Source organism: Vannielia sp. SX4 (genome assembly GCF_052828525.1).
This window is the reverse complement of sequence record NZ_CM128247.1, coordinates 2362307-2374864: the sequence shown is the minus strand read 5'-3', so window position 1 is coordinate 2374864 and position 12558 is coordinate 2362307. Positions and strand designations below refer to the sequence as shown.

Annotated in this window: 13 protein-coding genes; 5 read left to right on the top strand and 8 right to left on the bottom strand. The window is 66.7% G+C overall.

Annotation, left to right across the window (positions count from 1 at the left end; all coding sequences use genetic code 11):
- Positions 1-98: 98 nt before the first annotated feature.
- From ACUXVX_RS11705 to ACUXVX_RS11690, 4 genes are all read right to left on the bottom strand, one after another.
- Positions 99-1352 carry a glutamate-5-semialdehyde dehydrogenase gene (locus tag ACUXVX_RS11705; protein ID WP_446308447.1) on the bottom strand — a complete coding sequence of 418 codons (1254 nt, stop codon included), beginning with the start codon at positions 1350-1352 and terminating at the stop codon, positions 99-101.
- A 73-nt stretch (positions 1353-1425) separates the two neighbouring features.
- Positions 1426-1587 carry a helix-turn-helix domain-containing protein gene (locus ACUXVX_RS11700; RefSeq protein ID WP_446308446.1) on the bottom strand — a complete coding sequence of 54 codons (162 nt, stop codon included), beginning with the start codon at positions 1585-1587 and terminating at the stop codon, positions 1426-1428.
- 102 nt (positions 1588-1689) lie between these two features.
- Complete coding sequence (locus ACUXVX_RS11695; RefSeq protein WP_222469396.1) at positions 1690-2523, bottom strand: DUF481 domain-containing protein; 834 nt, start codon at positions 2521-2523, stop codon at positions 1690-1692.
- Between the two features lie 269 nt (positions 2524-2792).
- On the bottom strand, positions 2793-3311 hold the full coding sequence (locus ACUXVX_RS11690; protein ID WP_446308445.1) for a DinB family protein: 519 nt from the start codon (positions 3309-3311) through the stop codon (positions 2793-2795).
- A 96-nt stretch (positions 3312-3407) separates the two neighbouring features.
- On the opposite strand from ACUXVX_RS11690, the gene ACUXVX_RS11685 reads away from it, so the two are divergent.
- The gene (locus tag ACUXVX_RS11685) at positions 3408-4283 is read left to right on the top strand and encodes a sulfotransferase domain-containing protein (RefSeq protein ID WP_446308444.1); all 876 of its coding nucleotides are present in this window, start codon (positions 3408-3410) and stop codon (positions 4281-4283) included.
- Between the two features lie 184 nt (positions 4284-4467).
- Positions 4468-5514, top strand: coding sequence for an extracellular solute-binding protein (locus ACUXVX_RS11680; protein WP_222492847.1), 1047 nt, complete (start codon positions 4468-4470; stop codon positions 5512-5514).
- Between the two features lie 85 nt (positions 5515-5599).
- Here ACUXVX_RS11680 and ACUXVX_RS11675 read toward each other — a convergent pair whose 3' ends face one another.
- On the bottom strand, positions 5600-6082 hold the full coding sequence (locus tag ACUXVX_RS11675) for a GNAT family N-acetyltransferase (protein WP_446308443.1): 483 nt from the start codon (positions 6080-6082) through the stop codon (positions 5600-5602).
- Positions 6083-6191: 109 nt separating this feature from the next.
- Here ACUXVX_RS11675 and ACUXVX_RS11670 point away from each other — a divergent pair, with 109 nt between their 5' ends.
- Entirely contained in the window at positions 6192-7496 is a 1305-nt protein-coding gene (locus ACUXVX_RS11670) for an HlyC/CorC family transporter (RefSeq protein ID WP_222469401.1), read from the top strand.
- 64 nt (positions 7497-7560) lie between these two features.
- Here ACUXVX_RS11670 and ACUXVX_RS11665 read toward each other — a convergent pair whose 3' ends face one another.
- The gene (locus ACUXVX_RS11665) at positions 7561-7920 is read right to left on the bottom strand and encodes a DUF4440 domain-containing protein (protein WP_446308442.1); all 360 of its coding nucleotides are present in this window, start codon (positions 7918-7920) and stop codon (positions 7561-7563) included.
- 139 nt (positions 7921-8059) lie between these two features.
- Between ACUXVX_RS11665 and yghX the strand changes: the two genes are divergently transcribed.
- Positions 8060-8959, top strand: a complete 900-nt coding sequence (gene yghX / locus ACUXVX_RS11660; RefSeq protein ID WP_446308441.1) for a YghX family hydrolase — start codon at positions 8060-8062, stop codon at positions 8957-8959.
- A gap of 268 nt (positions 8960-9227) precedes the next feature.
- On the opposite strand, the gene ACUXVX_RS11655 is transcribed toward yghX, so the two are convergent.
- A complete protein-coding gene (locus ACUXVX_RS11655) occupies positions 9228-10781 on the bottom strand; it encodes a helicase HerA-like domain-containing protein (RefSeq protein WP_446308440.1) in 1554 nt (517 codons plus the stop codon).
- Between the two features lie 491 nt (positions 10782-11272).
- On the opposite strand from ACUXVX_RS11655, the gene ACUXVX_RS11650 reads away from it, so the two are divergent.
- Entirely contained in the window at positions 11273-11971 is a 699-nt protein-coding gene (locus ACUXVX_RS11650) for an invasion associated locus B family protein (RefSeq protein ID WP_446308439.1), read from the top strand.
- 47 nt (positions 11972-12018) lie between these two features.
- Here ACUXVX_RS11650 and ACUXVX_RS11645 read toward each other — a convergent pair whose 3' ends face one another.
- Entirely contained in the window at positions 12019-12468 is a 450-nt protein-coding gene (locus ACUXVX_RS11645; protein WP_446308438.1) for an NUDIX domain-containing protein, read from the bottom strand.
- Positions 12469-12558 lie beyond the last annotated feature (90 nt).

The window sequence follows — 12558 nt, the reverse complement described above, 5'->3', positions numbered from 1 at the left end:
GTGGGCCAGCTCCCCACACCGCGCCTTTCAGTGGGGGGCCAGCCCCCCACGCCCCCCGGAGATATTTAGAGCAAGAAAATGAGCGGGTTACGGGTGGATCACGGGCGGGTCGTGCCGTCGCCTGTGACCAAGTATTTGAAGCTGGTGAGCTGGGTGGCACCCACCGGGCCGCGGGCGTGCATCTTGCCGGTGGCGATGCCGATCTCGGCGCCCATGCCGAACTCACCGCCGTCGGCGAACTGGGTGGAGGCGTTGTGCATCAGGATCGCGCTGTCGAGCCGTTGGAAGAAGCGGTCGGCGGCGGCTTGATCCTCGGTCAGGATCGCCTCGGTGTGCTGCGAGCCGTATTTGCGGATGTGGGCGATGGCAGCGTCGATATCGTCGACCACGCGGGCGGCGATTTTCATGTCGAGGAACTCCTTGCCGAAGTCCTCCTCGGTGGCGGGCCGGGTGCCGGTGAGGCCCTCGGCATAAACCTCGACGCCAACTTCCATCAGCGCATCCACCAGTTTCTGACCGAGGTCAGTTTCACTGCGGTGGATCAGCAGGCATTCGGCGGAGCCGCAGATGCCGGTGCGGCGGGTCTTGGCGTTGAGCACCACTTTCATGGCCTTCTCGGGATCGGCGGCGGCATCGACATAGACGTGGCAGATGCCCTCGAGGTGGGCGAAGACGGGCACGCGGGCCTCGCGCTGGACGAGGCCGACGAGGCCCTTGCCGCCGCGGGGCACGATCACGTCGATATAGGCGGTGGCGCGGAGCATCTCGGCCACAGCCTCGCGGTCGCGGGTCGGCATGAGCTGAATCGCATCCTCGGGCAGACCGGCCTCGCGCAACCCGGTGACGAGGGCGGCATGGATGGCGCGGGAGGAATGGAAGCTCTCGGAGCCGCCGCGCAGGATCACCGCGTTGCCGGACTTCAGGCAGAGCGCCCCGGCGTCGGCGGTCACGTTGGGGCGGCTCTCGTAGATCACGCCGATGACGCCGAGGGGCGTGCGGACACGGCGGATGTGAAGACCCGAGGGCTGATCCCACTCTTCCATCACCTCGCCCACCGGGTCGGGCTGGGCGGCGATGGCCTCGAGCCCGTCCACCATGCTTTGCACGCGGGCTTCGTCGAGCATCAGCCGGTCCATCATCGCGGGGCTGAGGCCCTTGTCGCGGCCATAGTCCATGTCGGCGGCGTTGGCTTCGAGGATCTGCGGGAGGGAAGCGATGAGAGCGCGGCCGGCAGCGGTGAGCGCAGCATTGCGCGCCTCGGCCGGGGCATAGGCCAACTCGGCGGCGGCGGCGCGGGCGCGTTGGCCCATGTCGGCAACGAGGGCGGGGATATTCTGGTCGAGGTCTTTCATCGCGGGACTCCCTTTGGGAGGAGGATGTAGCGCGCAGGGCGGCGCGGCTCAATGGGCTTGGCGTGTGGCGGGGTCAGGCGGGGCGGTTCTGGGCGGCGATGGCCTCGCCCAGGATGCGCTCGACGGTCTGGGTGCTGACCCCTGCCCGTTCGGCGGCCTGCCGGGTGGAATAGCCGCGGGCGTAACACTCCAGCACCAGCGCGGTGGTGTCCTTGTCAGGGGTGCTGTCGGTCATCGCTGCGCCTCCGGGCTTTTCGGCCCTGATAGCACGCCGCAACGAAAAAGGCCCGCCCGTTTCCGGGCGAGCCTCCTTCTTCTGATAACGAGGGAAATCGTATCAGTTGAAGCTGTAAACGAGGCTCACGCCGAAGGTGTTGTCGGTGTTCTTGTCACCGGGCAGCGGATCGGTGTGATACTCGGTGGCGATGGAGGTGCGCAGCGCCAGAGCGTTAGACATGCGCACGTTCACGCCGAGGTCGTTGTAGATCACGTTGTCGGACTCCGAGAAGATGAAGTCGGTGTCGTTGGTCAGATAGACCGTGTCGGTGATCCGGGTCTGGAAGTTGGAGCCGATGGAGGCGGCCTCTTCCTCGATCTCGGTGCCATCTGCGAGCTCGGCCCAGCGGTAACCGGGGCCGGCCGACACATACCATGCGGTGTTGGCGGTCTCGACGACCTTGTAGCCCACACCGAAGCCCGCGAAGGTATCGCGGCGGTAGGAGGCGAAGTCGTCCTGGCTACCTTGGACCTGACCGTAGGCGTACCAGCGGTCGCCGAAGTCACGGGTGTATTCGAGACCGTAGAGCAGGCTCTCGGTGTCCTTGATGCCGTCGCTCTCGCCGTAGTCGTAGACCACGTTGAAGTCGAAGCCGTTGGTGCCGTCATACCAGCCGAGGTTGGCGCCGAGGCCGAGGTCGAAGCTGTCGCTGTTGCCCGATTGGGCGGTGGAGCGCAGGGCGACGGAGCCATCGAAGCCGAGCTTGCGGCCGGTGTTTCCGAAGGCGTCGACATCGCGGTCGTAGTCGTCGGTGATGTCTTCCTGCAGGTCTTCGAGGCGATCCTCGGCGGCGTCGCGGTTGTCGAAGGTGGTGGTCTGGGCCAGCGCGGCGCCAGCGGCAAAGCTGGTGACGGTGCCGAGCGCGATGGCGGCGAAGGTGGCGGGTGCTTTCATTGTCTCCTGTTCCTTCTCAGAGGGTTTGGCGGCCTCGTGGGCCACGGGATGGGCAGAGAGATAAGGGGCTGGAGACCGAGGGTAAGGACACGATGGGCACACGAAATCGTGCTCGCCCAAAGCGTTGCGACACAGGCACATCAGCGGAGAGTGGCCGACGATTTATGCCAGCGTTTTCAGCGGGTTCCATATGCCGTCGCGTAAGCTCACGGGCTATTTCATGCCGAAACGGGGTGTGCTCCCGCACAGGGGCGTGAGGCGCGGGCGGCTCAGTTGCCGGGCAGGAAGGGCACGTCTGTGACGCCCGGGTCGGCGCCGATGGAGGTGAGCATGGCGTGGACTTGGCCGCGGTGGTGGGTCTGGTGGTTGAAAAGCTGGGTGACGCAGACGCCCATGGGTTTGCGGTAATACGCGTCGTAGTCCTTTGAGTACCACGAGAGGTCCCCCACAAGCGCGACCTCCTTCAGCCCCGCGGCCCAGATCTTGATGCGCCCGTCGAGTTGGAAGCGGGCGGCCTCCCACGCGCCAGCGGTGGGGAGGCAGGCGGCGCTCTCTTTCTGGCTGCATTCGGGGCCGGGGCCGCGATCGAACCGGCTCATCCAGAGCAGGTCGCCCCAGACGATGTGGTTGAGCGTGCCGAGGATGGAGCCGAAGAAGGCGCCGCGATCCGCTGTCAGCTCGGCGGCGGGGATGCGGCGCACCGCGACCATGAGCTGCTCGTTTTGCCAGGCGTTGTAGCGCGCCATCATGCGCACCCATTCGACCCCGATCATCGCCGTCCCTCTCATTGTTCGGCGCAAGTTTTGCCAGCGGGCGCGGCGCTGTCAATCTGGCCGGCCCTGCCCTAGGCTGGCGGAGATGACGGCAGGCGGGAGCGGGCGGAGATGACACAGCGCAGGCTTTACCTCGGGCCGCTGACGGACAACCGGCGGTGGGAGCGGGTGGCGATCCGGCCCGATGACGTGATTGTCGTCACGCCGCCGAAATGCGGCACGACATGGATGCAGACCATCGTGGCACTGCTGCTCTCGGGCGATCCGGAGGTGGAGACCGAGCTTTCGATCCGGATGCCGTGGGTCGATATCCGGCTGCGTGACATCGACGAGGTCGCCGCGCGGCTGGAGGCGATGGCGGAGCGGCGGAGCATGAAGAGCCACACGCCGATGGATGGCGTGCCGCTGGACGGGGCGGCGCAGTACATTTGCGTGTTCCGGCACCCGCTCGATGCGCATTTCTCGTTCCGCAACCATGTGCGCAACACGCCGCTGCGGTGGTTCGATCACTGGTATCCGGAGGAGGACCCGGGCGGAGTTGCGTTCAAGCGGTTCCTCGATGGCGGGCCGGAGGGATTTGACACCGATGCGATGCCGCTGGCGCATATCCTGCGGCACTACGAGGCCGCGCGGGCGGTGGCGGAGCGGGAGAACGTGCACCTGTTCCATTTTGCCGACATGCGCCGCGATCTGGCGGGGGCCTTTGCGCGGGTGGCGGAGATCTTGGGCGTGACCCACCCGCCGGGGCTGATGGCCCGGCTGGTGCAGGCCGCGACCTTCGACAACATGAAGGCGGATGCCGCGCGGTTCTGCCCCTCGGGCGGCAAGGGGTTTTTCCGTTCCGATGCGGGGTTCTTTGCCAGCGGGGCGAATGGCCAGTGGGAGGGCAAGCTGACTGCGGCGGAACTGGAGGCTTATGACGCGGCGATGCAGGCGGCGCTTGCGCCAGAGGCGCGGTGCTGGTTGGAGTTTGGGGCGGAGGCCTGAGGTGTGATGGCGTCGAGCCGCGTGTCGGCGGTTCGCCGCAGCCCTGCGCTGCCTGCAAAACAGGCACGGCGGCTCCCCTGCCCCGCACAGCACCGACCGCGCGTTTTTATCCTTGTGAGGCAGGCCGGGCGCGTCTAGCGTTCTGAACCGTGATCACACCCGCCAACCGGAGGACCCACCACAAATGGCGCGACACTTTTCTGCTGCTGCGGCGCTTCTTCTCTCCACCACGCTCACCGCAAGCGCGGCCGACTCCGAACTCCTGATCTTCGACTGGTCGGGCTTCGAGGATCCGGGCTTCTTTGGCGAGTACATCGAGAAATACGGCGACAACCCGACCTTCACCTTCTTCGGCGAAGAAGAGGAAGCCTTCCAGAAGCTGCGCTCTGGCTTCAAGGCCGACATTGCCCACCCCTGCTCGCAGTCGGTGGACAAATGGCGGCAGGCCGGGCTGCTCGAGCCGTGGGACATTTCGAAGATCCCGCGCTACGCGACCGTGGCCGAGAGCTACAAGGCGGACCCGATCTTTACCGATGGCGATCAGGTCTATTTCATCCCGGCGGATAACGGCTCGACGGCCATTGCCTTCAACGCCGACGAGATGAGCGCCGACGATCTGACCACGCTTCAGGTGTTCAAGGATCCGCAATACGCGGGCCGCATCTCCCTGCCCGACAACGTGGATGATATCTACGCGCTGGCCTATCTGGCGACCGGCGTGAGTGACTGGACGCAGGCGACGCAGGAAGATTTCGAGGCGGCCAGCGCATGGCTGCGCGAGGTGCATCCGAACGTACGCGCCTATTGGGCCGATGGTGCCGAGCTGGCGCAGCTGATGGCCACGGGCGAAGTGCTGTTCTCCTGGGCCTGGAGCGAGACGCCTGCCTCAATGCGCGGCGATGGCTATAACATCGGCTTCCAGCGTGAGGCGGAAGAAGGCTCCTCGGTCTGGTTTTGCGGCTATGTGAACCTCGTCGACGGCCCCGGCTCGGAAGACAAGGCGCATGACTTCATCAACTCGTGGCTCTCGCCCTCCTCGGTCGAGTACATCGTGAGCGAATGGGGCTACGGCAACTCCAACACCGAGGAAATGGCCAAGATCGACAGCGGCACCCTCGACGAGGTGGGCCTCGGTGAGGTGAGCGCCCCGGTGCTGGCCCAGCTGCCGATGGACAACGCGCTGCGCGAGCAGATGATCGCCGAGTTCGAGAAGATCAAGGCCGGGTTCTGACCGCGGTCATATCCGGATGCGAGCGGCGGCCTTCGGGCCGCCGTTTTCGTTTGGTGGGGGCGGCGGTGCGCCGTGAATACGCACCCTACGCAGGCGCTTCCATCGGCAGGATGCGGCCCCATTGCGAGTCACGCGGCGGGCCGGAGATGGTGAAGCCGCATTTGGTGTAGGCGCTGATGGCGCGGGTGTTGTCGGGGTGCGGGTCGGTGCAGATGACCGGGGCACCGGCGGCGTAGAGGCTGGCCATATGCGCGCGGATAAAGGCCGGGCCATGCCCCTGGCCCAGCAGTTGCGGCAGGCCGATGAACTGATCGATCCCGCGCGATCCGGGCGGCAGGTGGGCAAAGGGATGGTCGGGCCAGCCGTGGGGGTCGTAATCCTGGATATAGGCGAAGGGCTGGCCCTCCAGCGAGACGATGTGCGGCACGTGGCGGGTACCTTCCAGCGCCTCGGCATCGAAGGGGTCGTCCTGCCCCCACCAGCGGGCGACTTCGGGCACGGCCAGCCAGCGCCGGAGTATCGGCAGATCGGCCAGTGTGGCGGGGCGGAAGGTGATGCGGGCGGGCATGGGGCGAGTTTAGGCGGCGGAGGGACGCGCGGGAAGTGTCGCGCCATCTTGAACCTGCTGCCCCCGCACCCCATAACTGTGCCACCATGAGGCAACCCGGCCCCCTTTCGTGATCGACACCGCATTCTGGCTGACCGCCGGCAGCATATTGTTGCTGCTCATCTGTTCCGCATTCTTCTCCGGCTCTGAGACCGCGCTCACCGCGGCCTCGCGCGGCAAGCTGCGCTCGAAGGCCGACAAGGGCGAGCGCGGCGCCGAGGTGGCGTTGGAGGTGACCGAAGACAGCGAGCGGCTGATCGGCGCCGTGCTGCTGGGCAACAACGTGGTGAACATTCTCGCGGCCTCGCTTGCGACCGCGCTGTTCACCCGGATTTTCGGCGAGGGCGGCGTGGCGCTGGCGACGCTGGTGATGACCCTGCTGGTGCTGGTCTTCGCCGAGGTGCTGCCCAAGACCTATGCGATCTCCAACGCCGAAAGCGCGGCCAGCCGGGTGGCGCGGCCGATCAGCCTGCTGGTTACCATCCTCTCGCCGGTGGTGCGGACGATTCAGGCGCTGGTGCGGGCGATCCTGCGGCTGTTCGGGGTGCAGACCGACCCGGACGGCCAGCTCTTCAGCGTGCACGAAGAGATCGCCGGGGCGCTGGCGCTTGGCCACTCCGAGGGCGTGGTGCAGAAGGAAGACCGCGACCGGCTGCTTGGCGCGCTCGACCTTGGCGACCGGACGGTGGAGGAGATCATGCTCCACCGCTCGCAGATCGAGATGATCGACGTGGATGCCACGCCCGACGAGGTGCTCGCGCAGGCGCTGGAGAGCCGCCACACCCGGCTGCCGCTCTACAAGGACGACAAGGAAAACATCGTTGGTGTGATCCACGCTAAGGATCTGCTGCGGGCGATTCACCGAGCCGCGCTGGCCTCTGGCGGGGCGCCCGAGGCGCTGAGCACGCTCGACGTGATGGATGTGGCGATGGAGCCCTACTTCGTGCCCGAGACCACCACGCTGGACGACCAGATGCGCCAGTTCCTGCGGCGGAACACGCATTTTGCGCTGGTGGTGGATGAATACGGCACCCTGCAGGGTTTGATCACGCTGGAGGATATCCTGGAGGAGATCGTGGGCGAGATCACCGACGAGTTTGACCTCGACGAGGACCACCCGCTGCGCCGCACCGATGCGGGCGACTGGATCGTGGATGGCGCGATGACCATCCGTGACCTGAACCGCGCCACCGACTGGAACCTGCCGGACGAGGAGGCCAACACCGTCGCTGGCCTCGTGATTCACGAGGCACAGGCGATCCCGACCGTGGGTCAGGTGTTTTCGTTCCACGGCTTCCGGTTCGAGGTGGTGGCGCGGAAGGACAACCGGCTGACCCGGTTGAAGCTGCGGCCCTTGGCGACACTGGCCGAGTAGGCGCGCGGTGGGGTTGCACCCGCCTTAATGAAAGCACAGCCGGGCGGTGCGCAGATTGCCTGCCCTAAGCGCCGGCCTCGGCCACGGCGGCGGGGGTTTGCTGGTGGCTCATCATCCGCCAGCCATCGCCATCATCGACGTAGGTCGAGGCACAGAGCGCGGTGTAGTCTTCACCATCGCGCTCGGCCTGCGCCTTGTAGGCCAGCACCGCCACCGGCCCCTGCCGGGTGAAGCTGTGGTCGTGGAAGGTGACGGAGCGCCAAGGCGCGGCACCTTCCAGCCCCTTCATTGAGGCCTCGGCGCCAAGGATGCCCGCCGGATAGGGAAAGACGAACACCGCATCGTCACGGGTGACCGAGCGGGCATAGTCGGCCCCGGCGGTCCAGTATTTCTCTTCCATCTTCCAGAAGTCTGCCTCGGTCATGTCGGGCCTCCTTTCACCCGCTCAACGGGCGGCGGGCGGCACGGGTTCCGGATGACGGGAACGTGAGGCGGCGGCTTGCCTGCGGGGTGCTAGCCTCGCGCCGGGATGACGCGGAACCTCGGGAACAGGGAGACCTCCGATGAACAAACCGACAGGCCGGATGACGGCAAGCGACTTTCACCCCAAGCTGCTCGAAATGTACGACGGCTACGTGCATGGCAAGATGAGCAAGCGCGACTTTCTGAAGGGCGCGGGCAAATATGTGGCGGCGGGCGTGACCGCGGCGGCGGTGCTGGAGAGCCTTCAGCCCAACTATGCGCTGGCACAGCAGGTCGCCCCGGATGACCCCGATATCGAGACCGAGGTGGTGGAGTATGACAGCCCCGAGGGGCATGGAACCATCAAGGGCCTGATGGCGCGGCCTGCGGGTGTGGAGGGCAAGCTGCCCGCCGTGCTGGTGATCCACGAGAACCGGGGGCTGAACCCCTATATCGAGGATGTGGTGCGCCGCGTGGCCAAGGCGGGCTTTCTGGCGCTGGGCCCCGACGGGCTGACCCCTGCGGGCGGCTATCCGGGCAATGACGACGAGGGGCGCGAGATGCAGCGCGAGCTCGACGGCGCCAAGCTGATGAACGACTTCTTCGCCGGGTTCGAGCACCTGATGAACCACGAGGGCAGCACCGGCAAGGTGGGGGCCGTGGGCTTCTGCTACGGCGGCGGCGTGTGCAATGCGCTGGCGGTGGCCTATCCGGAGATGGGGGCGAGCGTGCCGTTCTATGGCCGCCAGGCCTCGGTCGAGGATGTGCCGAAGATCCAGGCGCCGCTGCTGCTGCATTACGGCGAGCTGGACGAGCGGATCAACGCGGGCTGGCCGGATTACGAGGCGGCGCTGAGGGAGCATGGCAAGGTCTATGAGGGGCATATCTATGCCGGGGCCAACCACGGGTTCCACAATGACACGACGCCCCGGTATGACGAGGATGCTGCGACGCTCGCTTGGGAGCGGACGGTGGAGTGGTTCAACCGCTATTTGACGTAGAGCGCTGGGCGCGCCGGGCAGCGCCGAGCCGCGGGGTGGCGGTGCTGACGCTCGCTCGTGGCACTTTATGGCGCAGCTCGGGCGCTTCCTCGATGGTGACGCACACCCCTCACCAAAACGCCGCCCCGTCCCGCCAAAGGCGGGCCGACAAAAACTCGGCGCACCTCTGGTGCGACGGACGGGTCGGCGCTGCCCGGCGCCTTACGGCGCGCATCGGGCGGCGCCACTCTAGAGCGGCGCGTCAGGGGCTTCGGGACACGTCCCGCGCCTACCGCCCCGAAAACAGCGTGCCGAAGATGCCCCGCACCAGGGCCTTGCCGCTGCGGGTGCCGAGCTGGCGGGCGAAGCTTTTGGCGAAGGCCTCGCCGACGCTGTCGGAGCGGGAACTGCGGGAGCGGGTCGGCTTGGAGGTGGAGCGGCTGACGCGGGTGCCGGAGTAGCGGCGCCCGGCCTTGAACTCGCGCTCGGCCATCTCTGCCTCTTCTTCTTGCTCCTCTGCCGCTTCGGCCTCCTTGGCTGCCGCCTCGGCCCGTTTGGCGAGCATCTCGTAGGCGCTTTCGCGGTCTACGGCGGTGTCATACTTGCCCGCCACCGGAGAGGCGCCGATGACCCCGCCGCGCTCGGCGGCGGAGATCGGGCCGAGTTGCGACGAGGGCGGGCGGATCAGCGTGCGCTCCACGATGCCGGGCGCGCCCTTGCGGATCAGGAAGGAGGTGACCGCCTCGCCGGTGCCGACCTCGCGGATCGCGTCCTCGGTCGAGAAGCGGGGGTTATCGCGGTAGGTTTCGGCGGCCTGACGCAGCTCGCGCCGGTCCTTGGCGGTGAAGGCGCGGAGCGCGTGCTGCACCCGGTTGCCGAGCTGGCCGAGGATATCCTCGGGCACATCCGCCGGGTTCTGGGTGCAGAAGTAAACGCCCACGCCCTTGGAGCGGATCAGCCGCGCGACCTGCTCGACCTTGTCGACAAGCGCCTTGGGCGCGTCGTCGAACAGCAGGTGCGCCTCGTCAAAGAAGAACACCAGCTTGGGTTTTTCGGGGTCGCCGACCTCGGGGAGCATCTCGAAGAGTTCGGAGAGCATCCAGAGCAGGAAGGTGGCGTAGAGCCGGGGCGCGCCCATCAGCTTGTCGGCGGCGAGGATGTTGATGCGGCCCCTGCCCTCTGCATCTGTCAGGAAGAGATCATCCAGCGAGAGCGCGGGCTCGCCGAAGAACTGGGTGGCGCCCTGGTTCTCGAGCACCAGCAGGCGGCGCTGGATGGCGCCGATGGAGGCGGTGGAGACGTTGCCGTAGCGCAGGCTCAGCTCGGAGCGGTTTTCACCGACCCAGACCAGCAGCGATTGCAGATCCTTGAGGTCGAGCAGCGGCAGGCCCTGCTCATCGGCCACGCGGAAGGCGATGTTGAGGATGCCCTCTTGCGCCTCGGAGAGCTCCAGCAGACGGGCCAGCAGCAGCGGGCCCATTTCGGCGACGGTGGTGCGCACCGGGTGGCCCTGCTCGCCGTAGAGATCCCAGAAGGTGACGGGGAAGTCGCTGTAGCTATAGTCGGTGAAGCCGATCTTGGCGGCCCGCTCCATGAAGGGCGCGTGCAGCTTGGCCTCTGGCGAGCCGGATTTGGCAAGGCCGGAGAGATCGCCCTTCACGTCCGAGAGGAACACCGGAACGCCATTGGCCGAGAAACTCTCGGCGAGGATCTGGAGTGTCACCGTCTTGCCGGTGCCGGTGGCCCCGGCGATCAGCCCGTGCCGGTTGGCGTAGTTCAGCAAAAGCTCCTGCGGATCGCCATAGCCCTCACCGCCGCCACCCACGAAAATCGAACCGCTCATATGGCCCTCCAGTCCTGTTTCGGACCCAACATAAAGTATTAACCTTTCTCTGCCAGTATCGATCTTGTTCGGGCCTCCGTCCTCTTGGCCCGGATTGACTTCCTCCCTGTCAGACTGGCCGCGTCACACTCGTGACGCGGCTTTTTTCTGAGCGTGTTCAAATTCTTGGGGGGTGTTCTTTTAGCTGTTGACGGCTGCGGCAAGTTGCCATAGCGTCCGGGCATCAAGTCGGCCAGTCCGGCAGGGAGAACCAAGAACAGGCAGCCCTCGTGGTTGCACATAGCGGCAAAAAACAGCCGTTCGGGCCGGTAAACGGACCCGCACAAAAGGGCCTCTCGGGGCCCTTTTTCAGGTCTGGAGCGGCGCCGTGGAGTGCCGCCGATGCGCCCCCTCACGGTCCTGTCAGAGCGCCCGCATTTCTCCCTGACATCCCCTGCGCCCTGTGCTAGACGGCGGCACGATTTCAAAACCCGAGAAGGTTGTTGAGGACTATGCAGAATCTGACAAAAGCGAGTTTTCTGGCGCTGATGATCGCGGCCACGCCGCTCTGGGCACAGGACGCCACCACCACCGGGGAAGCCCCTGCCGAAGAGACCACCACCGAAGCGCCCGCCGAGGCTGCCGGTGAAGGTGCGGCGGATGCGGCGGCCGAAGAGGCCGCCACCCCCTCCCCCGATGCCGGGCTGAACATGGGCACGCCGGAAGGCCAGGCCGCCGCCGGGACCGACCCCGCCGCGCCCTACACCAAGGAAACCCACGGCGACTGGGAGCTGCGCTGCGCCAAGGTCGAGGGTGTCGAGGAAGAGCAATGCCAGCTCTACCAGCTGCTGAGCGATGAAGGCGGCAACGCGGTGGCCGAGATCAATCTCTTCGCCCTGCCCGCCGGTGGCCAGGCCGTGGCCGGTGCCAACATCGTCACCCCGCTGGAGACCTTGCTGACCGAGCAGATCACGCTTTCGGTCGATGGCTCGCAGGGCAAGCGCTACCCCTACACCTTCTGCACCCGGATCGGCTGCATCTCGCGGATCGGGATGACCCAGGCCGATGTGAACGGCTTCAAGGCCGGCAGCGCCGCCACGCTTTCGCTGGTGCCCGCTGGCGCGCCCGATCAGCGCGTGCGGCTGAAGGTGTCGCTCACCGGCTTCACCGCCGGGTTCACCTCGCTGCAGGCGCAGGTGGCCGGCAACTGAGGTTAGCCAAAGATCGAGTTTGAAGCGCCGCCCTTCGGGGCGGCGTTTTACGTTTGGGCTGCAAGGATGCGGCTGACCACCGGTGAGAAGAGCGGGCGCATGGCGTGGGCGAGCGCCGGGGTGAGCGCGGCCCAGCGGTAGGCAAAGATCAGCCCCGCCTCGGCCGGGCTGCCCTCGGCCACATGGTCCCAGCGCTCGGGCAGGCCTGTGGGCGCCTCGAAGGCAAAGAGGTGCCAGAGCTGGGGCGCGGCATAGCCTTCCTCCCACGGGCGGTGCCATGTGCCGATGCCGGTTGGGTTGGAGAGGATGAGGCCGGATTCTTCCTGCAGCTCGCGGATGGCCGCCTCGGCCGGGTCTTCCCCCGGTTCGATGGTGCCCTTGGGCAGCTGGTCACCGGTGAGCGGATGGCGAAAGATTAGGAGCTCGCGGGCAGTGGCGGGGCCTCGGAGGACGGCGGCGAGGGCTTTGGGTGTGGGTGGGTGTTGGGCAGGGTGCATGGGGGGAGTTTGGCGGGCGTATCGCAGTTTGCAAGCGTCAGAGTGGGGGGCCAGCCCCCCACACCGCGCCCTTCAGTGGGGGGCCAGCCC